Origin of the sequence: Mesorhizobium sp. M1322 (genome assembly GCF_040318085.1) — a bacterium.
Taxonomy (GTDB): domain Bacteria; phylum Pseudomonadota; class Alphaproteobacteria; order Rhizobiales; family Rhizobiaceae; genus Mesorhizobium.
Genome location: NZ_JAMYLP010000066.1, coordinates 11,942 through 32,696, shown reverse-complemented (window position 1 = coordinate 32,696; position 20,755 = coordinate 11,942). Strand labels below are relative to the sequence as shown.

Annotated in this window: 26 protein-coding genes; 9 read left to right on the top strand and 17 right to left on the bottom strand. The window is 62.6% G+C overall.

Annotated features, from left to right (window positions below; genetic code table 11):
• Window positions 1-145 precede the first annotated feature (145 nt).
• From NKH12_RS21805 to NKH12_RS21785, 5 genes are all read right to left on the bottom strand, one after another.
• Window positions 146-442 carry an HPr family phosphocarrier protein gene (locus NKH12_RS21805; RefSeq protein WP_292516705.1) on the bottom strand — a complete coding sequence of 99 codons (297 nt, stop codon included), beginning with the start codon at window positions 440-442 and terminating at the stop codon, window positions 146-148.
• Window positions 439-840, bottom strand: coding sequence for a PTS sugar transporter subunit IIA (locus tag NKH12_RS21800; protein WP_029347440.1), 402 nt, complete (start codon window positions 838-840; stop codon window positions 439-441). Before NKH12_RS21800 ends, NKH12_RS21805 begins: the two co-directional genes overlap by 4 nt.
• A gap of 162 nt (window positions 841-1,002) precedes the next feature.
• A complete protein-coding gene (locus NKH12_RS21795; RefSeq protein WP_352955025.1) occupies window positions 1,003-1,449 on the bottom strand; it encodes an HPr kinase/phosphorylase in 447 nt (148 codons plus the stop codon).
• Window positions 1,450-1,452: 3 nt separating this feature from the next.
• Complete coding sequence (locus NKH12_RS21790; protein ID WP_352955024.1) at window positions 1,453-3,234, bottom strand: sensor histidine kinase; 1,782 nt, start codon at window positions 3,232-3,234, stop codon at window positions 1,453-1,455.
• 141 nt (window positions 3,235-3,375) lie between these two features.
• Window positions 3,376-4,077, bottom strand: a complete 702-nt coding sequence (locus tag NKH12_RS21785) for a response regulator transcription factor (RefSeq protein WP_023796909.1) — start codon at window positions 4,075-4,077, stop codon at window positions 3,376-3,378.
• A 341-nt stretch (window positions 4,078-4,418) separates the two neighbouring features.
• Between NKH12_RS21785 and NKH12_RS21780 the strand changes: the two genes are divergently transcribed.
• From NKH12_RS21780 to NKH12_RS21765, 4 genes are all read left to right on the top strand, one after another.
• A complete protein-coding gene (locus tag NKH12_RS21780) occupies window positions 4,419-6,029 on the top strand; it encodes a phosphoenolpyruvate carboxykinase (protein ID WP_352955023.1) in 1,611 nt (536 codons plus the stop codon).
• Window positions 6,030-6,179: 150 nt separating this feature from the next.
• Window positions 6,180-6,617, top strand: a complete 438-nt coding sequence (gene arfB / locus NKH12_RS21775; protein ID WP_077374749.1) for an alternative ribosome rescue aminoacyl-tRNA hydrolase ArfB — start codon at window positions 6,180-6,182, stop codon at window positions 6,615-6,617.
• Window positions 6,618-6,807: 190 nt separating this feature from the next.
• On the top strand, window positions 6,808-7,287 hold the full coding sequence (gene lysM, locus NKH12_RS21770) for a peptidoglycan-binding protein LysM (RefSeq protein ID WP_352955022.1): 480 nt from the start codon (window positions 6,808-6,810) through the stop codon (window positions 7,285-7,287).
• 111 nt (window positions 7,288-7,398) lie between these two features.
• On the top strand, window positions 7,399-8,016 hold the full coding sequence (locus NKH12_RS21765) for an alpha-ketoglutarate-dependent dioxygenase AlkB (RefSeq protein ID WP_352955021.1): 618 nt from the start codon (window positions 7,399-7,401) through the stop codon (window positions 8,014-8,016).
• A gap of 34 nt (window positions 8,017-8,050) precedes the next feature.
• On the opposite strand, the gene NKH12_RS21760 is transcribed toward NKH12_RS21765, so the two are convergent.
• The 10 genes from NKH12_RS21760 to hisB form a co-directional block, all read right to left on the bottom strand.
• Entirely contained in the window at window positions 8,051-8,494 is a 444-nt protein-coding gene (locus tag NKH12_RS21760) for a GtrA family protein (RefSeq protein ID WP_352955027.1), read from the bottom strand.
• 190 nt (window positions 8,495-8,684) lie between these two features.
• On the bottom strand, window positions 8,685-9,644 hold the full coding sequence (coaA, locus tag NKH12_RS21755) for a type I pantothenate kinase (protein ID WP_065011528.1): 960 nt from the start codon (window positions 9,642-9,644) through the stop codon (window positions 8,685-8,687).
• 22 nt (window positions 9,645-9,666) lie between these two features.
• The gene (locus NKH12_RS21750) at window positions 9,667-9,993 is read right to left on the bottom strand and encodes a phosphoribosyl-ATP diphosphatase (protein ID WP_352955020.1); all 327 of its coding nucleotides are present in this window, start codon (window positions 9,991-9,993) and stop codon (window positions 9,667-9,669) included.
• Between the two features lie 91 nt (window positions 9,994-10,084).
• Window positions 10,085-10,879 carry an imidazole glycerol phosphate synthase subunit HisF gene (hisF, locus tag NKH12_RS21745; protein WP_352955026.1) on the bottom strand — a complete coding sequence of 265 codons (795 nt, stop codon included), beginning with the start codon at window positions 10,877-10,879 and terminating at the stop codon, window positions 10,085-10,087.
• Window positions 10,876-11,712 carry an arginase family protein gene (locus NKH12_RS21740; protein ID WP_352955019.1) on the bottom strand — a complete coding sequence of 279 codons (837 nt, stop codon included), beginning with the start codon at window positions 11,710-11,712 and terminating at the stop codon, window positions 10,876-10,878. The genes hisF and NKH12_RS21740 overlap by 4 nt, the downstream gene beginning before the upstream one ends.
• Window positions 11,709-12,458 carry a 1-(5-phosphoribosyl)-5-[(5-phosphoribosylamino)methylideneamino]imidazole-4-carboxamide isomerase gene (gene hisA, locus NKH12_RS21735; RefSeq protein WP_352955018.1) on the bottom strand — a complete coding sequence of 250 codons (750 nt, stop codon included), beginning with the start codon at window positions 12,456-12,458 and terminating at the stop codon, window positions 11,709-11,711. The genes NKH12_RS21740 and hisA overlap by 4 nt, the downstream gene beginning before the upstream one ends.
• Before the next feature lie 3 nt (window positions 12,459-12,461).
• A complete protein-coding gene (locus tag NKH12_RS21730) occupies window positions 12,462-12,752 on the bottom strand; it encodes a DUF1330 domain-containing protein (protein WP_352955017.1) in 291 nt (96 codons plus the stop codon).
• A 4-nt stretch (window positions 12,753-12,756) separates the two neighbouring features.
• The gene (hisH, locus tag NKH12_RS21725) at window positions 12,757-13,407 is read right to left on the bottom strand and encodes an imidazole glycerol phosphate synthase subunit HisH (RefSeq protein ID WP_352955016.1); all 651 of its coding nucleotides are present in this window, start codon (window positions 13,405-13,407) and stop codon (window positions 12,757-12,759) included.
• A 1-nt stretch (window position 13,408) separates the two neighbouring features.
• Window positions 13,409-13,885, bottom strand: coding sequence for a DUF2628 domain-containing protein (locus NKH12_RS21720; RefSeq protein WP_352955015.1), 477 nt, complete (start codon window positions 13,883-13,885; stop codon window positions 13,409-13,411).
• A 4-nt stretch (window positions 13,886-13,889) separates the two neighbouring features.
• Window positions 13,890-14,489 (bottom strand): imidazoleglycerol-phosphate dehydratase HisB, encoded by a 600-nt coding sequence (hisB, locus tag NKH12_RS21715; protein WP_352955014.1) that lies wholly within the window; start codon window positions 14,487-14,489, stop codon window positions 13,890-13,892.
• A 224-nt stretch (window positions 14,490-14,713) separates the two neighbouring features.
• On the opposite strand from hisB, the gene hslV reads away from it, so the two are divergent.
• The 5 genes from hslV to NKH12_RS21690 all read left to right on the top strand — a co-directional run bounded on the left by hslV (window position 14,714) and on the right by NKH12_RS21690 (window position 19,015).
• The gene (gene hslV, locus NKH12_RS21710; protein ID WP_029347417.1) at window positions 14,714-15,265 is read left to right on the top strand and encodes an ATP-dependent protease subunit HslV; all 552 of its coding nucleotides are present in this window, start codon (window positions 14,714-14,716) and stop codon (window positions 15,263-15,265) included.
• 74 nt (window positions 15,266-15,339) lie between these two features.
• A complete protein-coding gene (locus tag NKH12_RS21705) occupies window positions 15,340-15,855 on the top strand; it encodes a GNAT family N-acetyltransferase (protein WP_352955013.1) in 516 nt (171 codons plus the stop codon).
• Between the two features lie 28 nt (window positions 15,856-15,883).
• A complete protein-coding gene (locus tag NKH12_RS21700; protein ID WP_352955012.1) occupies window positions 15,884-16,483 on the top strand; it encodes a DUF2585 domain-containing protein in 600 nt (199 codons plus the stop codon).
• A gap of 3 nt (window positions 16,484-16,486) precedes the next feature.
• The gene (gene hslU, locus NKH12_RS21695) at window positions 16,487-17,800 is read left to right on the top strand and encodes an ATP-dependent protease ATPase subunit HslU (protein WP_292179811.1); all 1,314 of its coding nucleotides are present in this window, start codon (window positions 16,487-16,489) and stop codon (window positions 17,798-17,800) included.
• Window positions 17,801-18,055: 255 nt separating this feature from the next.
• Window positions 18,056-19,015, top strand: coding sequence for a DUF1402 family protein (locus NKH12_RS21690; RefSeq protein ID WP_352955011.1), 960 nt, complete (start codon window positions 18,056-18,058; stop codon window positions 19,013-19,015).
• A gap of 143 nt (window positions 19,016-19,158) precedes the next feature.
• On the opposite strand, the gene NKH12_RS21685 is transcribed toward NKH12_RS21690, so the two are convergent.
• Window positions 19,159-20,388 carry an NAD(P)/FAD-dependent oxidoreductase gene (locus NKH12_RS21685; protein WP_352955010.1) on the bottom strand — a complete coding sequence of 410 codons (1,230 nt, stop codon included), beginning with the start codon at window positions 20,386-20,388 and terminating at the stop codon, window positions 19,159-19,161.
• Window positions 20,388-20,708: a Rieske (2Fe-2S) protein gene (locus NKH12_RS21680; RefSeq protein ID WP_352955009.1), complete on the bottom strand. Its 321-nt coding sequence runs from the start codon at window positions 20,706-20,708 to the stop codon at window positions 20,388-20,390. The genes NKH12_RS21685 and NKH12_RS21680 overlap by 1 nt, the downstream gene beginning before the upstream one ends.
• Window positions 20,709-20,755: the final 47 nt, after the last annotated feature.

Genomic DNA, 20,755 nt, shown 5'->3' with positions numbered 1-20,755 from the left:
CATCAAACAACCACCCCTCCCCCCCCGCCCGGGCCGCGCGCCGCGCGCCCCCGCACCTGCTTCTCCTGGCCCGCGCCCCCGTCCCCAAACCCCCGCGGGGGCGGCGGCGGCGCGCCGCCCCCCCCCCCCCCCGGCGCTCCAGGCGTCAGGACTCCTCACCGAAGCGGGAGGCGACCAGTTGCTCCAGCGCGTCGATCACCTGCTCGGCCTCCGGGCCGCTGGCGGTGACACGGATCGAGTAGCCGGGGCTTGCCGCCAGCATCATAAGGCCCATGATCGAGGTGCCACCAACCGTGACGCCGTCCTTCTCGACCTGGACGGAGGCGTCGAAGCCGCTGGCGACCTGAACGAACTTTGCCGAGGCGCGGGCATGCAGGCCACGCTGGTTGACGATTGGAAATTCCCGGACGATATCACCCTTCTTGGCCGGCAGCGCGTTCATTTGCTGCTCAGAAGCTGGCTGGCGACATTGATGTATTTGCGGCCGGCCGCCTGCGCCTCGTCCAGCGCTGCGCTCATATTGTCGCCTTTGCGAATGCTGGACAGCTTGATCAGCATCGGCAGGTTCATGCCGGCAATGACCTCGGTCCGACCGGATTCCATCACCGAAATGGCGAGATTAGAGGGCGTGCCGCCGAACATGTCGGTCAAAACGATGACGCCCGCCCCGGTGTCGACACGGGCAACGGCGTCGACGATGTCGCTGCGGCGCTGCTCCATATCGTCATCGGCGCCGATCGCCACGGTCTCGAAACTGTCTTGTGGCCCGACGACATGTTCCACGGCATGGCGGAATTCGGCGGCCAGTTGACCGTGCGTTACAAGCACGAGTCCGATCATTCTTTGATGGCTCCCGTCATCGCCGCTTCATAGGCATTTCATGCTCGCCGGCCATTCTAGGCGGCGGGAGCGCTATCTTGTCGACGCGAGACGCGTTGACAAGCCCAAAATTGCACAGGCGCAGGCCATTTTGACGCATTGCAGCAAAAAACCGGAACCGGATCATAAAAAGGGCGCGATCGACAGCCGAGCCATCACCGCCGGCAAGGCCGTGGCGGCGTTGCGCTCGGCAAGGTCGATACGCGGCACCGGACAGCCCGCCACCGGCTCGCTGACATCTTCCTGGAAGCGGGCCATTTCGGCCTTTGGCACCAGCCGGACATGCAGGTCGATCACTCCACCCGGCTCGAACGGCAGCGGGCGCGGCATGAACCCAGGCACTTCGGCGAGACCGGCGATGGTCGCCGGCACGCGACAGATCAGCCGCCCGGCGTGGGCCGCGGCGAGCAGCCTGTCGTCGCCGATAAGCCGCGAAAACAGCCCGCGCGCGCGGCAATGATCCAGCAGTGTCAGCGCCAGCGTCGTCTTGCCGGCGCCGGACGGTCCGGTGATGAGGACGCCGCGCTCGCCGATCAGCAGCGCCGTTCCATGAATGTTTTTAGCGCGCACAGATCAGCCTTCGGCCGGCAGTGTCACGACGAAGCGCGCGCCCTTGATCTCGCCGGGTTTAGTACCCGGGATGTTCTCGGCGGTCAGCGCGCCGCCATGGGCTTCAACGATCTGCCTGCTGATCGACAGGCCAAGACCTGAGTTCTGGCCGAACGCCTCGCCGGCCGGCCGGTCCGTGTAGAAGCGTTCGAAGATGCGGTCGATGTTGTCGGCCCTGATACCTGGACCATTGTCGTCGACGGTGATGATGTTGACCTTGCCGGCGCGCGCTAGCGATATGGCGATGTGGCCGCGCTCTTCAGGAACGAAGGAGCGGGCATTCTCGATCAGATTGGTGATGACCTGGCCGATCCTCAGATCATGACCGGCGACGAAATAGCCTTTGACGCCCTGCGGCAGTTTGGCGACCTTGAACTCGATGTCGACCGTCTTCTTGTTGCGCGTCGCAGTGCGCGAAACGTCGACCAGATCAGTGATGAATTTCTTGAGATCCACGGTTCCTGCGTCTTCCCGCGCGAGTTCGGCGTCAAGACGGGAGGCGTCGGAAATGTCGGTGATGAGACGGTCCAGCCGCCTGACGTCGTGCTGGATGATCTCCATCAGCCGGCTGCGCGACGTGTCGTTCTTGGCCAGCGGCAGGGTTTCTACCGCGCTGCGCAGCGAGGTCAGCGGGTTCTTCAACTCGTGCGAGACGTCGGCCGCGAAACTTTCGATCGCCTCGATGCGGGCGTAGAGCGCATTGGTCATGTCGCGCACGGCGATCGACAGATTGCCGATCTCGTCCTGCCGGTCGGAGAAATCAGGGATTTCCTCGCGGTTCTTGACGCCGCGCCGCACCCTGACCGCCGCCGCAGACAGCCGGCGCAGCGGGTTGGCGATGGTCGAGGCGAGCAGCATCGACAGGATGGCGGTGACAAGGGCGGCGATGCCGAAGACGCGCAGGATGGCCTTGCGCTCGGCCGCGACGATCTTGTCGATGTCGCCGCCTTCCGTCGACAGCATCAGCACGCCGAGAACGGCGCGGAAGCGCTGGATCGGCACGGCGACCGAAACAATCTGCTCGCCCTGTTCGGAGATCCGCACGATGGTCGACGGACTGCCGGTAAGCGCCTTGACCACCTCCGGAAATGCAGCGCCATTGCCGCCCGGCTGTTCGTGGTAGACCGGCAGCGCGGTGTTGCGGAAGAAGTCGAAGACGAATTTCTGGATACGCTCCAGAAGGTCGGGTTCTTCCGCGGCGACCGGCGGCAGATCGTAGCGAAGGATCTGGCCGCGCGAATAGAGATGGCGGGAATCGAGCAGCAGGTTGGCGTCGCGGTCATAGATGCGGGCGCGCGTCCGCGTCGGCGAAATCAAGCGCCTGAGCACCGGCGCGACGCGCTCCGGATTGATCGGAAAATCCAGATTGTCGAGCTGATCGGAGCCGGGACCCAGGCTTTCGCCGGCCTGCAGTTCAAGCAGCTTTTCCGGATCGATGCTGATCGAATCGGTCTCGACCGTCGCCGATGCCGCGATCGCGCCGGCAATGATCTCGCCCTGGGTCATCAGGCTTTCGACGCGGGCATCGATCAGCCCGTCGCGAAACGTGTTGAGGTAGAGAATGCCGGTGACCAGGACGGCCAGCCCGGCGAGATTGAGGAAGAGAATGCGCCGCGTCAGGCTTGAAAAGATATGGTGGCCGAGGAAGCGGCGCATCGGCACCGTGATTCTCGACAGGAATGCGGGCAGAATCCGCGACGGACGCCGGGCGCCCGTCCGTCTCACTCGCTCTACGTCCACTGCCATCGAATAGCAGCCCCCGCTTAGTAATTAGTGAGTAGGCAGTAGGGAATAGAGAAATGGTTGGCTGAGGTCGCGGCGATGCCGAGTGGCCGTTCGCACCATTCAAAACTGACTACCGACTATTCCCTACTGCCTATTGCCTATTTACGCTTCGCGGAACCGATATCCGACTCCGTAAAGGGTTTCGATCATCTCGAAGTCATCATCGACCGCCTTGAACTTCTTGCGAAGCCGCTTGATGTGACTGTCGATGGTGCGGTCATCGACATAGACCTGCTCATCATAGGCCGAATCCATCAGCGCATCACGGCTTTTTACCACACCGGGGCGCTGGGCCAGAGAATGCAGGATCAGAAATTCGGTGACGGTAAGCGTCACCGGCTCGCCTTTCCAGGTACAGGTGTGACGCTCCTGATCCATGACAAGCTGGCCGCGCTCGAGCGAACGGGCCTGCTGGTTGGGCGTCTTGGCCGATGCCTCGCGGGCGCTGGCACGGCGCAGCACGGCGCGAACCCGCTCAACCAGAAGACGCTGCGAGAAGGGTTTGCGGATGAAGTCGTCGGCGCCCATCTTGAGGCCGAAAAGCTCATCGATCTCGTCGTCCTTGGACGTCAGGAAGATCACCGGCAGGTCGGATTTCTGGCGCATCCGGCGCAGAAGTTCCATGCCGTCCATGCGCGGCATCTTGATGTCGAGGATGGCGAGGTTCGGCGGGCGCGCTGCCAGACCTTCCAGCGCCGACGCCCCATCCGTGTAGGTCTCGACGCGATACCCCTCCGATTCGAGGGCGATCGACACCGACGTCAGAATGTTGCGATCGTCGTCGACAAGCGCGATTGTTGCCATTTCAAGTGGCTCCCTCATGAGCTGTCCCTTCTTTGGTCGAGAAGGGGCTTTTGCAGGACAAATTAGGTACAAAATGTGGCACAGGCTTCGTCCGCTGTCACGAGCGGCATGCCGGCGGCCACAATCTCACCTCAACATGGATTGAACTGATAAAGACCGCCAATCCTTGGCAACCGCCCGGTTTTTTGCACATATAAACGATTTAAACAACTTTCAAAATGTTTAAATCGATTAATTATTTGATATCATTTGGCTTTTCTGGTTCTCACCGTTACAGTCTCCTTCGTGGGGGCTCCGGAAATTCGCCGGCCAGGATGCTGCAATCGAAGAAGGAACCCCTCATGTCGGAAGCCGGCAAACGCAATCCCGCATGGGCGATCGACCGGATCGGCCTGAAAACCACCGGCGCGGTGCGCTATAATTTCGACGAGGCCGTCCTTTACGAGGAAGCGATCCGCCGCGGCGAGGCCCGGCTCACCGCGCACGGCGCGCTCGTCGCCGAGACCGGGCAGCACACCGGCCGCTCGCCCAAGGACAAATTCGTCGTGCGCGACGAGACCACCGGGCCGCATGTATGGTGGGACAACAACAAGGCGATTTCGCCGGCCCAGTTCGACACGCTGCTCGCCGATTTTCGCACCCATGCGGCTGACAAGGATCTTTATGTGCAGGATCTGGTCGGCGGCGCCGATGAAGACTTAAAGCTGACGACCAGGGTCGTCACGGAGCTTGCCTGGCACTCCTTGTTCATCCGCAATCTGCTCATTCGCCCGGAAGCCGCCGAGCTCGAGCATTTCGTGCCTGACATGACGATCATCGACCTGCCGTCGTTCCGTGCCGATCCGGTCCGCCACGGCACCCGCACCGAAACGGTGATCGCCGTCGATCTCTCGCGCATGATCGTGCTGATCGGCGGCACCTCCTATGCCGGCGAAATGAAGAAGTCGGTGTTCACCGTGCTCAACTATCTGTTGCCGGCCAAGGGCGTGATGCCGATGCATTGCTCGGCCAATGAAGGCGCCGGCGGAGACGCTGCCATCTTCTTCGGCCTCTCGGGAACCGGCAAGACGACGCTGTCGGCCGACCCGTCGCGCACGCTGGTTGGCGACGACGAGCACGGCTGGGGTCCGCATGGCATCTTCAATTTCGAAGGCGGCTGCTATGCCAAGACGATAAAGCTTTCGGCCGAAGCCGAGCCGGAGATCTTCGCCACCACCCAACGCTTCGGCACCGTGCTGGAGAATGTGGTGCTCGATGCGGGCCGCGTGCCGGATTTCGACGACGGCAGTCTCACGGAAAACACGCGCTGTGCCTATCCGCTCCACTTCATTCCCAACGCCAGCAAGACGGGCCGCGCCGGTCACCCGAAAAACATCATCATGCTGACCGCCGACGCATTCGGCGTGATGCCGCCGATCGCCCGGCTGACCCCGGCGCAGGCGATGTATCACTTCCTCTCCGGCTATACCGCCAAGGTGGCAGGAACCGAAAAAGGGGTCACAGAACCCGAAGCGACGTTTTCGACCTGTTTCGGCGCACCGTTCATGCCGCGCCACCCGTCGGAATACGGCAATCTGCTGCGCGAACTCATCGCTCATCACGGTGTCGATTGCTGGCTGGTCAACACCGGCTGGACCGGCGGCGCCTACGGCACCGGCAAGCGGATGCCGATCAAGGCGACGCGGGCGCTGCTTGCCGCGGCGCTCGACGGCTCGCTGAAAGGGGCCGATTTCCGCACCGACGCCAATTTTGGTTTCGACGTGCCGGTGGCGGTTGCGGGCGTCGACCGCGCCATTCTCGATCCGAGATCGACCTGGGCCGATACCTCAGCTTACGACCTGCAGGCGGCGAGGCTGGTCGGCATGTTCGCCATCAATTTCGAAAAATTCGAGCCTCATGTCGACGCCATTGTGCTCGGCGCCGCGCCGCGCATGCGCGAAGCCGCGGAATAATCGCCGGCTGGGTACCCTACGCCTCAAGGCCCAGACCCGGATCGGGAAGGCCCGACCCGGGACCGGGAACGCTCGACCCGGGGATCGGGAAGGCCCGACCCCGGGGGATCGGGCCTTTTCTTTTTTCGTTCGCCGCGCCATGACTGCGGCATGAACGCCGACGACAAGATCATCATTGCCGACGATGCGGTGATCCATCCGGATGACCTGCACGAGGACTTCATCCGCTCGTCCGGCCCTGGCGGCCAGAACGTCAACAAGGTGGCGACGGCGGTGCAATTGCGCTTCGATGCGGCGAATGCGCCGGGTCTGTCGGAGCGCGTCCGCGAGCGAACCATAAAGCTGGCCGGCCAGCGCGCCACCAAGGATGGCGTCATCGTCATCGAGGCCGGACGCTTCCGCACGCAAGAGCAGAACCGGGCGGACGCCCGGGCGCGGCTTGCGGAACTGGTCGCCAAGGCCGCCGAACCGCCGCCGCCGCCGCGCAAGAAGACGAGGCCGTCGAAAGGCGCGGTCGAAAGGCGGCTGAAGACCAAGGCTGGACGCGGCACAATCAAGAAACTGCGCGGCAGGGTGGACGACGATTAGCGCAACGTGCGTCCCCTTGGACGCACAAAGGCGTGCCTGACATTTTGTACCGACCTATCGTGCTTTCCGAAATCGATCCCGTTATTCGGGCCGATGCGATAGGCGCGACATCGATCGCGCGGTCAAGACGGCTTCCAATTCAAGGTTGCAGATGGCAAGTTCGGTTTCGCCACAGCAAGGGAGACCGCAGATGGGCATGTTTGATTTCGTCAAGGGTGTCGGCAAGAAGCTCGGCTTCGGTGACGATGAGCCGGAGCCGACCGCCGATACGCTCAAGAAGGAACTCGATTCGCACGCGCTCGGCACCGACAATGTCGAAGTCGTCGTCAAAGGCGATACGGCTGTCCTGAAAGGCGTGGTCAAGGATCAATCGATCTTCGAAAAAGCGGTCATCGCCGTTGGCAACACGCTCGGCGTGTCCAAGGTGCAGGCGGATGAATTGCAGGTCGCCGCACCCGAGTCCGGCACACCCGCTGCCCCGGCCAAGGAACCGACCTTCTACACGGTCAAGAAAGGCGACAACCTCTGGAAGATCGCCGAAAAGAGCTACGGCAAGGGCAAGGGTGCGAAGAACACGATCATTTTCGAGGCCAACAAGCCGATGCTGACCCATCCGGACAAGATTTATCCGGGGCAGGTTCTGCGCATCCCGGATCTCGATCAGGCCTGACCAGATCGGGCCTAACCAGATCGGTACGGCCAATCGAAAACGGCGGCTTTCGGGTCGCCGTTTTCATTTGATGGTGGCATTCTGATTCCTTCCGACCAGGATCAAGCGACCATGCTCGTTCTGCCCAAAGGCGTCCGCCATATGCCCGGCTATCTGTCCCGCGCGGTGCAGGAAGCACTGGTCGAGGATGTGAGACGGGCCGTGCAGGAGGCTCCCCTGTTCGTGCCGGCCATGCCGTGCACCGGCAAGGAGATGAGCGTGCGCATGACCAATTGCGGTTCGCTCGGCTGGGTCACCGATAAGGAGGACGGCTATCGCTACCAACCGATGCACCCGGTGACCGGAATGCCCTGGCCGCCGATCCCGGATGTGCTGCTGGAGCTGTGGCGGGACGTGTCCGCCTATCCGCATCCGCCGGAGGCCTGCCTGGTCAATTTCTATTCGCCGGACGCGAAGATGGGCCTCCATCAAGACCGCGACGAGATCGATTTCTCCGCGCCGGTCGTCTCCGTTTCACTGGGCGACGATTGCTTGTTCAGGGTTGGCCAGAGCACGCGCGAAGGCGGCACCAAATCGTTCAGGCTGAAAAGCGGCGACGTCGTCGTGCTTGGCGGCGAAGGCCGTCTCTGTTTTCACGGCGTCGACCGCATCTATCCTTCGACCTCGGCACTGCTTAGGAATGGCGGGCGGATCAACCTAACGCTGCGGCGGGTGACCTATCCTGGTTAGAGCGGATTTACCCAAAACCGGCACCCGCTTTAGGTCACGGCCCAGGCCTGACGCTGCCGGAAAAGATCCAGCGTTCGAGAACGACAAAGTTGACCACGGGAATGAGAATGCAGGTGAGCAGTATCGGAATCGCAGCCGGCAGGCCGAACTGCCCGACGAGGAGCAGCGGAAGAATATAGGCGATGGCAAGGCCGAATCCGGTCAGCACGGCGAAACGCGGCGCTTCGAATTGATGCGAGCCGGCCGACATGAAGGTGAAGAACTTGTGGCCGAGATAGGAGAATATTGCCGCGACCGCATAGGCGGCGACGGAGGCTGTGGCCGGCGGCAGGTATGTTGACCCGGCACTGGTGAAGAGGCTGGCACAAAGCGCATAGAGCCCTGTGGCCGCAAGCCCCACCGAGGCGAATTTGAGAAGCCGGCGCGGAGCAAGTGTTCCGCGCCAGGCGGAAATGTCAGGCCGGCGCAAGGCAGGCATTTTGTTCACCGGCTGCTCCCGACAAATGCTCTGGAATGGCAATCGAACGATAGCGGGCACTGCCTAAAGCGCCGTCGCGTTTGACCGGCCTCATACGACGCGCTTTAGGTTGTTGTTTTATGCATGTCGTTATCGCAAAACCGCTGCACACTTTTGCGCGACATGCATTAAAGCGCCGTTAACCGCTTCGTTACAGCTTCCTGAGCGCCACTTCCTCGACCAGATGATTGGCGCCCTTGCGCAGGATGAGATCGGCGCGGGCTCGCGTCGGCAGGATGTTCTCGCGCAAATTCTTCAGATTGATGTTGGTCCACAGGCCTTCGGCGATGGCGCGGGCCGCTGCTTGCGAAAGTTGCGAATAGCGGTGGAAGAAGGAGTCCGGATCGCGGAAGGCGGTCTCGCGCAGCCGCATGAAACGGGCGATGTACCATTGATGGATCAGCTCCTCTTCGGCATCGATATAGATGGCGAAGTCGAAGAAATCCGACAGGAAAGGCACGATCTTGCCGTCCTTCGGCAGCTTGCCCGGCTGCAGCACGTTGATGCCTTCGAAGATCAATATATCCGGCCGGTCGATAGTCTGGAACTCGCCGGGAACGACGTCGTAGGTCAGGTGCGAATAAACAGGCGCGCGGACATTGCGCTGCGCCGATTTAATGCCCGACAGGAAACGCAGCAATGCGCCGACATCATAGCTGTCGGGAAAGCCTTTGCGCTCCATCAGATTGTTGCGGCGCAGGATCTCGTTGGGAAGCAGGAAGCCGTCAGTGGTGATCAGATCGACCTTGGGGCTCGACGGCCAGCGCGCCAGCAATTCCTTGAGCACGCGCGCCGTGGTCGATTTGCCGACCGCGACAGAGCCGGCAATGCCGATGATGAAGGGCGTTTTGACGACATCCACCGCGTTGAAGAAGGCCTGGCGCTGCCTAAACAGAAGCTGGCTCGCCTCGACATGGGCCGACAACAGCCGCGACAGCGAAAGATAGATGCGCTTGACCTCTTCGAGATCGACCGGGTCATTGAGCGAACGCAGGCGACGGACCTCGTCCTCGCCGAGCGTCATCGGCGTGTCGGCGCGAAACTGCGACCATTGCTCCGCCGAGAAAAAACGGAAGGGCGAATATTTCTCGGTGGGGGCGAGCTGGTCCATCGAGTTTCCTAACCTCCAGCGATCAGCCCCGGTCCTGCCGAGACGCCTTTTCGGCGATGCCCGAACGACCGGTGCGGCGTTCGAGTTCGGTCAGAACGTCGGCAAGTGGAACGCCGGCAACGCCCAAAACGACGAGCCAATGATAGATGAGATCGGCGCTTTCCGAAACGAGGGCTTGTCTGTCACCGCCAACGGCGGCGATCACTGTTTCGATCGCCTCTTCGCCGAGCTTCTGTGCCGCCTTGTCGATGCCGCGCGCGAACAGCTTTGCCGTCCACGAATCCGGATCGCCGGAATGCGCGCGTTCCCTGATGATTGTCTCCAGATCGGAGAGCGAAAACTCAGCCATGGCGCCATCTATCTGCTTGTTTAAGCATGATCTTTTCCGAAAACCGGTTGCCACTTTTCGCTGGCGCGGACCTTCGGTTCGGGACCATGCTTTAGAGCCGATCCCCCGACGAGTCCAGTCGCATCGGCAGGCCGGCGCGGGCCATATGCGCCTTGGCTTCGGCAATGCTGTAGGTGCCAAAATGGAAGATCGACGCCGCCAGCACCGCGCCGGCATGCCCGTCGCGAATGCCCTCTACCAGGTGATCGAGCGTGCCGACGCCGCCGGAGGCGATGACCGGCGCACGCACGGCGTCGGCGACCGCGCGGGTGAGCGCGATGTCGTAGCCGGCCTTGGTGCCGTCGCGATCCATCGACGTCAGCAGGATCTCGCCGGCGCCGCGATCGACCATCTGCTGAGCGAATTCGACCGCGTCGATGCCGGTCTTCTCGCGGCCGCCATGGGTGAAAATCTCCCAGCGGTCGCCCTCGCCTTCGCCCGACACTTTCTTGGCGTCGATGGCGACAACGATGCACTGGTTGCCGAATTTGTCAGCCGCCTCGGCGACGAAATCGGGATTCTTCACCGCCGCCGTGTTGATCGATACCTTGTCGGCGCCGGCCAAAAGCAGCTTCCTTATGTCGGCGACCTGGCGCACGCCGCCGCCGACGGTCAGCGGCATGAAACATTGTTCTGCGGTGCGGGCGACGATGTCGAAGATGGTCTCGCGATTTTCGGACGAAGCGGTGATGTCGAGGAAACAGAGTTCGTCGGCGCCGGCGGCGTCATAGGCCTTGGCCGCCTCGACCGGATCGCCGGCATCGATCAGGTCGACGAAGTTGACGCCCTTGACAACGCGGCCGTTCTTGACGTCGAGACAGGGGATGACGCGGGCTTTCAGCATCAGATCCTCCCAAGCGCGGCAAGAAAATCGCTAAGCAATTGCCCGACGACGGGCGGAACCTCGCCCTTGGCGTCAAAGGCAGGATCGTAGGCGGACAGGGTGATGCCGACGATCGGTATCGACTTGGCCAGCCCGCAAACCAGGTGCCGCAGCTGCTCCGGATTTGGACCTCCCGGCCGTGCATAGCGGTTCACTTGCAGCGCATCCGGATCGTGAACGTCCAGATCCAGATGCAAATGTACTTGGGCCGCGCCGGCAGCCTTGAGCTTTCCGACATTGTCGAGCGCATCGGCCCATTGGGCACGAATGATCGGCAACGTCTCTAAAAGCCCCCTTTCATCGGGGTCGAGGTCGCGTGCATCGACCAGCATGCACCGCGACGGGTCGATCGCCTGGAAGCCGGGAATCGCTGACGTCATCGGGCGCCAGCAGAGCCCCAGCGTCGTCGCCAGCGCCATGCCGTCGAGAAACGCGTAGGCGGACGTCTCGGGCGTATTGAGGTCGCCGTGCTGATCGATCCAGATGATCGAATCCGCGGTATCGCCAGCCAACGCACCGACGGCGGTCAGGCAATTTCCGGCGAGCACAATGGGAAAACGCTCATCGTCGCGCGCCATGTCGACCTTGGTGGCGACTGCCCGACAAACCGCGAAGCCTGTCGCGATTTCGCGCTTCTGGGCATCGCCGACATCGCCGATGTCCTCGACGATGACATCATGGCCGCGCAAGGCAAGTTCATCGACAAGCCCGCCGGCGATGACGGCGTCGGGGCCCTGCCCAAAGCCGGCGTGGTAAAGGCCGCTGTCATAGGGTGCGAGGATGATCGAGAGTTTCATCGCGCCCTCGCCTTCTCCGATCCTGCCGCCAGGATCGCCAGTGCCTCGGCCGGATCGATACGCCCGTCATAAAGCGCGCGGCCCGAGATGGCGCCTTCGAGTTTTTGCGCATCGGGCATGGTCATGCGCACGATGTCGGCGATCGAGGCGAGCCCCCCGGAGGCGATGACCGGGATCGACACGGCGTCGGCGAGATCGATGGTGGCATCCCAGTTGATGCCGGTCAGCACACCGTCGCGGTCGATGTCGGTGTAAATGATGGCGGCGACGCCGGCGCCCTCGAACTTCCTCGCCAGCTCTATGACGCCGAGGCTTGAGGCCTCGGCCCAGCCCTCGACCGCCACCTTGCCGCCCTTGGCGTCGATGCCGACGGCGATCCTGCCCGGGAACGCCTTGCAGGCCTGCCTGACCAGATCCGGATCGCGCACCGCCACCGTGCCGAGAATGATGCGGGCCAGCCCGCGATCGAGCCAGTCCTCGACCTGCGCCAGGGTGCGGATGCCGCCGCCGAGCTGCACCGGGTTTTTCGTCGCCTTGAGGATGGCGCCGACCGCCGCGCTGTTGACGCTCTGGCCCTTGAAGGCGCCGTTGAGGTCGACGACATGCAGCCATTCAAAGCCTTGTTGCTCGAAGGTCCTGGCCTGCGCGGCCGGGTCGTCATTGTAGATCGTCGCGGTCGCCATATCGCCGTGCTTCAGGCGCACGCACTTGCCGTCCTTGAGATCGATGGCCGGGAACAGGATCACCGTTCAGGCGCCTTCAACAATGACGAAGTGACCGGTCGAGGCGGCAAGCCTGTACTTCAATGCCTCCCGGTATTCAGGCGACTCGTAGCACTCGATCGCCTTGTCGTAGGACTCGAACTCCACCAGGACGTGGCGGTTGCCTGTCGGCCCTTCCGGGCTCGCATAACGCCCGGCCCGCACGGGAAGCTTCGCACCATACTTCGCAAAGGCCGCCGCGTTCGCCTCGATATATTGCTTGTAGCCCTCGGGATCGCGGACATCGACCATCGCCATCCAGTAGCCTTTCTTGCTCATGTTCCTAGGGCCTCCAGCGCAGGAAATTGGTGATCAGCGCCAGACCAAGCGCCTGGCTCTTTTCGGGATGAAACTGCGTGCCGGCAAGATTGTCGCTGATAACAGTGGCCGTCACCGGACCACCGTAATCGGCAATCGCCAGCACGTCCTCCGGCTTCTGCGCGTCGAGATGATAGGAATGGACGAAATAGGCGTGCAATCCCTTGGCGCCGGTTGGAATGCCGGAAAACAGCGGATGCTTGCGCGTGAGCTCGATCGTGTTCCAGCCGATCTGCGGGATCTTCAGCGCAGGATCGGCCGGGGTGATCTCCTTGACGTCGCCGTCGATCCAGCCAAAACCTTTTGTAACGGTCTTTTCCAGGCCCCGCTTCGACATCAGCTGCATGCCGACGCAGATGCCGAGGAACGGCCGCCCCTTGACGATCGCGACCTCCTCGACCGCTTCCCACATGCCGGCCACAGCGCGCAGCCCGGCCGCGCAATCGGCATAAGCGCCGACGCCGGGCAGGACGATGCGGTCGGCGGTTCTGACACGCTCGGCATCGGCGGTCAGGTCGATCGCGGCGGCGATACCGGCTTCATGCGCGGCGCGCTCGAAGGCCTTGGTGGCCGAGCGCAGATTGCCCGAGCCGTAGTCGATGATCGCGACCCGCATGTCAGGGTCTTCCCGGAGTGTGGTTCAACCCTAGCGCTATGCCCATATGCGCTGGCCGGGCATGGGCAGCATCCGGGACGATGCGTTGCGGGGGCGCTTGCTCATCGGAATGCGCTTCGGCTTCCAGCACATAGCGCGTATCGGCATCGTCGATCCTGTCGGCCGCGACGACGCCCCATTCATGCCAGCCACGACGGCGCAGTGCGGCAATCCGCAAGGCCTGACCTTCCAGACCGACGTAGAGCGATACAAGCAGCGACAGCAGCGGGCCGGCCAGCCCAAGGCTCAATGCTTCGGCAAGCATCGAAAGGAGAGCCATGGCGACAAACGCCAGCGCTGCCTCGATCCACAACCGGTGCCAGAGCAGCCACAGCGGCGGCACGAGGAAGCCGATCAGGGAAAACCCATCACGGACAAAGGCCTTTGTGTCACGGTTTTCGCCGCGGCCCGGCGGTTCCATCACGACGTAGATCGCCACGGCCCTATCCCTTCAGAGATCCCTTGGTGGAAGGAACCGCGTCCGGCTGGCGCGGGTCGCCTTCAAGCGCGAAACGCAGCGCACGCGCCACCGCCTTGAAGCTGGTCTCGGCGATGTGATGATTGTTGGCGCCGTAGTGGTTGGTGACATGCAGCGTGATGCCGGCATTCTGCGCCAGGGCCTGGAAGAATTCGCGCACCAGTTCGGTGTCGAACGTGCCGATCTTCGGCGATGAGAACGCAACGTTCCATATAAGGAAAGGACGGCCGGAGACATCGATCGCCGCGCGCGTCAGCGTCTCGTCCATGGCGAGATCGATCGAGGCATACCGCATGATGCCGCGCCGCTCGCCCATCGCCTTGGCCAGCGCCTGGCCGAGCGCGATGCCGGTGTCCTCGACCGTGTGGTGGTCGTCTATGTGCAGATCGCCCTTGGCCTTGACCGTCATGTCGATCAGCGAATGGCGCGACAGCTGGTCCAGCATGTGATCGAAGAAGCCGACGCCCGTCGAAATATCGGATTTTCCCGAGCCGTCGACCTGGACCGATACGGAGATGTCGGTCTCCTTGGTCTTGCGGCTTGCGTTGGCGGAACGGGGCGGCATGACCTCATCCTTGTCCAGAGTTCAGGCGTTCCAAGCGTCCACATGCTTGAAAACGAGAGCCTTCTAGCAGCATGATCCGGCGATTGCCAGTTGCCATGCCCGGGGATATCGAGCCTGGCGGGTGGCTGGTTTGCAATCATCAGACCTATGCATACATATGGTCGATCAAGTCACTCGTAACGCGCCAATCGCCTTTTCGGGACCGGTGCTGATCGGAGCAGAAGATGTCGAATGAACTGACCATGCACGCCACGACCATCGTGACGGTGCGCAAGGGCGGCAAGGTGGTGATTGCCGGCGACGGCCAGGTCAGTCTCGGCCAGACCATCATGAAAGGCAACGCCAAGAAGGTGCGTCGCATCGGCAAAAGCGGCAATGTCATTGCCGGTTTCGCCGGCGCCACCGCTGACGCCTTCACCCTTCTGGAGCGGCTGGAAGCCAAGCTCGAACAATATCCGGAGCAACTGACGCGGGCCTGCGTCGAACTTGCCAAGGACTGGCGCACCGACCGCTATCTGCGCCGGCTGGAAGCGATGATGCTGGTCGCCGACAAGTCGGTCTCGCTTGCGCTGACCGGCACCGGCGACGTGCTCGAACCCGAACATGGCGTCATGGCCATCGGTTCGGGCGGCAATTACGCGCTGGCCGCGGCGCGCGCACTGATGGACACCGACAAGGATGCCGAAGAAATCGCCCGAAAGGCGATGCAGATCGCATCCGACATTTGCGTCTACACCAACAACAATTTCGTCATCGAAACGCTCGATGCCGGCTGAGCCGGCCGCTGGCCATGATCCCGAAAAGTGGAAACCGGTTTTTGCTTCGCTGACCTCCGGTTCGGGAGGAGATCATGGCCAAACAAGAAAATAGATACGATTTTCGGCCGGTGACGGAGGCGGACCTGCCGATGATCGCGGCATGGCTGGCCGAGCCGCATGTCGCCGAGTGGTGGGACGATCCCGAGACGGAGATCGCCCAGATCCGCGAACACATCGACAGCATTTCCGTCGAACCGCTGATCATCGAGCTCGATGGCGAGCCGATCGGCTACATGCAGAGCTACGACCCGCATCTGGAGGACGGCCACCCCTATAGCGACCAGCCGTTCGGTACGCTCGGCATCGATCTGTCGATCGGCAGGCCTGAGCTTATCGGACGCGGCCACGGCTCGGCAATTGTCCGGCAGTTCGTGGAACAGCTGTTCGAGGAAGGGGCGCCGCGTGTCATCATCGACCCAGATCCATCCAACGGACGAGCGATCCGGGCCTATGAAAAGGCCGGTTTCAGAGTTATCGATCGAAGGCAATCGGAATATGGCGACGCCGTGCTGATGGCAATCGACGCACAAGAGGGCGACGCCGAATAGGGCGACGCCGAAGAGGGGCAGTAGCAGCATGAGCACGACCGGCGCCGACAAACCCGTCTCGGCCTATGAAGACAGCTGGCGGATGGGACTTCTGCTCGTCCTCGGCCTGATCATATTCCAGGCCGGAGTCCTTTACGGCATGGGCCGAACGCCGATCTGCACATGCGGCTATGTCAAGCTGTGGCACGGCATCGTGCAGAGCTCGGAGAATTCCCAGCATATTTCCGACTGGTACACATTCTCCCACATCATCCACGGCTTCCTGTTCTATGCGCTGGCATGGGCTCTGTTCCCGCGCTCGCCGATCGGGCTCAGGCTGGCATTTGCGGTCGTCATAGAGGGCGGCTGGGAACTTCTCGAGAACAGCCCGTTGATCATCGAGCGCTATCGCGCCGGCACAATTTCCCTGGATTACTACGGCGACAGCATCATCAATTCGGTGGCGGACACGCTGGCGATGGTGCTGGGATTTGTGATGGCGCGCAGGCTTCCTATATGGGTGATCGTGACCCTGGCCGTCATCTTCGAATTCGGTGTCGGCTACCTCATCCGGGACAATCTGACACTCAACGTGATCATGCTGCTGCATCCGTTCGAGTCCATCCGGCAGTGGCAAAGTGGAATTTAGGATATGAGCACATTCTCGCCGCGCGAAATCGTTTCGGAACTCGATCGCTTCATCATCGGCCAGAAGGACGCCAAGCGCGCCGTGGCCATAGCCTTGCGCAACCGCTGGCGCCGCCAGCAGCTCGAAGGCCAGATGCGTGAAGAGGTGATGCCGAAGAACATCCTGATGATCGGCCCGACCGGCGTCGGCAAGACCGAGATCTCGCGCCGCCTGGCACGCCTTGCCGGTGCGCCGTTCGTCAAGGTCGAGGCGACCAAGTTCACCGAGGTCGGCTATGTCGGCCGCGACGTCGAGCAGATCATCCGCGACCTGGTCGAGATCGCCATCGGGCTGGTGCGCGAGAAGATGCGCGAGGATGTCAAGGCGCGTGCCCATATCAATGCCGAGGAACGCGTGCTGGAAGCGCTCGTCGGCAAGACGGCGAGCCCGGCCACACGCGACAGTTTCCGCAAGAAGCTGCGCGACGGCGAGCTCGACGACAAGGAGATCGAGATCGAGGTGAGCGATACCGGCACCGGCGGCATGCCCGGCTTCGAGATCCCCGGCATGCCGGGCGCCAATATCGGCGTGTTGAACATCAACGACATGCTGTCGAAAGCGATGGGCGGCCAGAAGACCAAGACGCGCAAGACGACGGTGAAGGAGTCCTACGCGGTGCTGGTCGGCGACGAGTCCGACAAGCTGCTCGACCAGGACGAGGTGGTGCGCAGGGCGCTCGAATCGACCGAAAACGACGGCATCGTCTTCCTCGACGAGATCGACAAGATCGCCTCGCGCGAAGGCGGCATGGGCGCCGGTGTTTCCCGCGAAGGCGTGCAGCGCGACCTGCTGCCGCTTGTCGAAGGCACAACGGTTGCGACCAAATACGGGCCGGTGAAGACGGACCACATCCTGTTCATCGCATCGGGTGCGTTCCACGTTGCCAAGCCGTCCGACCTGCTGCCCGAACTGCAGGGCCGTCTGCCGATCCGCGTCGAGCTGCGGGCGCTGGAGAAGGACGATTTCGTCCGCATCCTGACCGAGACCGAGGCCAGCCTGATCAAGCAGTATATCGCGCTGATGAAGACCGAGGGCGTCGATCTCGTCTTCACCGACGACGCCATCGATTCGCTGGCCGGCATCGCCGTCGATCTCAATGCCAGCGTCGAGAACATCGGCGCAAGGCGGCTGCAGACGGTGATGGAGCGGGTGCTGGACGAGATCTCCTATGACGCGCCGGACCGCCATGGCACGGCGGTGACCATCGACGCCGCCTATGTGCAAAAGCATGTCGGCGATCTGTCCAGAAACACGGATTTGTCGCGATTCATCCTGTAGCAGGCGATTCATCCCCACAAGAGATGGGCCGGGTGAGCCGGCAGCTCTGAAACGTGTGGCCAAATGGAAGCATCTGGCCAGCTTTTGTCTTGCCGGGCGAAGGGGCTCTCGACTCCCCTTCCAGCTTTACCTAGTTTGCCCGGCAACTACAGCGCGCGCGTCCTTGGACGCGCAAGGAACGCTGTAGCACTTGATTTGGCGCGTGACCCCCGAAAATCGAATCCGGGGGTCATGCGCTGTTACAGGCGGCGGCGCATGAAAAAACTGATCCTCGTCATTCTCGGGCTGACGCTGACGACAGCCATGTTCGCCGCGCAAGCGGCGACGATGGTGCCGCCGGGCAACAGTCATGCCGAGCAGCCCAACATACCGGGCGCCTCGAGCCGGCGCACCCAGGCCACCAACACCACCTTCCAGGCAAAATACAGCAAGGTCTATGCGCTGCTGCAGCACGACGCCGGTCTGCGCGGCAAGATCAGCCAAGCGGCGGCGACCTATGGCATCGACCCGATGCATATCGTCGGCGCCATCGTCGGCGAGCACACCTACAATGTCGACGCCTACGACCGGCTGCAGACCTATTACGTCAAGGCGATCTCCTATCTGTCGAGCAAGCTGGCCTTCGCCTATGAAGGCGAGGACATCACCGATTTCGTGCAGCGACCGCAATTCCAGGAATGCGCCGGCAAATCGGATAGTTACGCGCTCTGGGAATGCCGCGAGCAGGTGTGGAACCAGTCCTTTCGCGGCAAGACTGTCGGCGGCGAGAGCTTCCCCGACGACCGCTTCGGCGCCACCTTCTTCCAGCCCTATTATGCCGGCCAGACTTTCGGCCTCGGTCAGCTCAATCCGCTGACGGCGTTGCAGATGAGCGATCTCGTGCACCAGGTTTCCGGCCTGCCGAAGCTCGACGTCGGCGATCCGAACGCGGTCTACAAGACCATCATGGATCCGGACCTGACATTGGATTATGTCGCGGCGACGATCCGGAAATCGATCGATGCCTACCAGAGCATTGCCGGCTTCGACATATCGGGCAATCCCGGCATCACATCGACGCTCTACAATGTCGGAAATCCGGAACAGCGCGCCCATGCGCTGAAGGCCGAGAACGACAGGCGCCGCGCCGCGGGCGAGCCTGAGAAGCTGCCCGAGGAAAATTACTACGGCTGGCTGGTCAACGACAAATTGCCGGAGCTGAAGGCGCTGTTTTAGACGGGAGAAAGACGCCCGTTCTGCGGCGCTGGCGATTGGCGAAATCCTAAGCGACAGTGTCCTTCTCCCCGTCACTATACGGGGAGAAGATGCCGGTAGGCAGATGAGGGGCAGCGCCGGCTTTCGGCAATCGGCGCCACGGCTTACGCCGCCAGCAGCGACTTCAGCTTGACCGTTTGCGAACCGAGCGCCTCAGGCGCCGGCTTTGCCCATTTTGCGATCAGCATCTCGGCCAGCCTGATGTCGCGGGCGACCGTGTTGCCTGGGCCGATGCCGCTCGCCGCGACCAGTCTGCCGTCCTCGGCGAGGTGGAACAGGATGAAGGCGCCGTCGTCGAGATCGCGGCGCACGACCTTGCTGCCCTCGTCCGAGAGGCCTGATATCTGCAAGGTCAGGCCGTACTGATCCGACCAGAACCATGGCACCGCTGCGTGGGCCTCACCTGCGCCCAGCATATTCTTCGCCGCCAGCGCGCCCTGCTCCTGCGCGTTGCGCCAGGCCTCCAGCCGCACGCGCCGGCCGCCGTAGACGGCAAGCGGAAACGAGCAGCAATCGCCGGCAGCGAAGATGTCCGGATCGCTGGTGCGAAGCTCGGCATCGACAGCTATGCCGTTGTCGATCGTCAGCCCCGCTTCCGCGGCAAGTCCGGTCACCGGCACGGCGCCGATGCCGATCACCGCCAGATCGGCGGCGATGTCCTGCCCGCCGGCAAGCGCGATGCGCACCTCGGCGCCGTCGTCGGCGATCACAGCGATGCCGTCTCCACACAGGATTTTCACGCCTTCGGCTTCATGCGCCCGGTGGATGACCTGCGCGATTTCGGCCGGCACGCCGCGCATCAGAATGCGCGGCTGTACCTCGATGACGGTGACCGCGGCACCCAGCCTGCGCGTCGCCGCGGCGAGCTCGAGCCCGATGAAGCCGCCGCCAATGATGGCGACGCGATTGCCGGCGCTGAGATGGGCACGAATGGCCAGCGCGTCGTTGAAGGTCCGGAGATAGACACAGCGCGCGCCAAGCCCCGGCATTGGCAATTTGCGCGGTAAGGAACCAGTCGCCAGCAACAGCTTGTCGTAAGGTAGAGCCGAACCGTCCGACAGGTGCACGAGATGCGCGGCGCGGTCGATCGCCACCGCCTGAACCGAATGGATATGCCGGATCGATCTCCCGGCCAGGACCTCGTCGCTGGCGATCGCCTTTATCTCGGGCGCATCGCTGGCCATCGCTTCTTTCGACAGCGGCGGCCGCTCATAAGGCAGATGCGGCTCGTCGCCGACCAGCGTCACCGGCCCGTCATAGCCGAGATCGCGCAGCGCCAGGGCAGCCCGCCCGCCGCATTCGCCGGCGCCGATGATGACCATCCCTTTCGTCATCACAGTGACCCGATCTGAATGAGGATTTTGCCGGCGTCGAGCTTGACCGGATACGTCCTGAGATTGACGCAGACCGGCGCGCTCCTGGCCGCCCCGGTCTTGTAGTTGAAGCGGCCATTGTGCTTCGGGCATTCGATGATGTCGTCCATCACCAGCCCGTCAGCCAGATGCACCTTCTCATGCGTGCACAAACCGTCCGTCGCGAAATATTCGTCGTCGGGGCTGCGATAGATGGCGAAGGTGCGGCCGCCATGGTCGAACCGCATCACGTCCTCTTCGTCGATGTCTCCGGCGTCACAGGCCTCGACCCAGTCGCTCATTGGTCCTCCCGGCAGAATTTTGCTTGGTCAACTTGCCCGGCATGTTG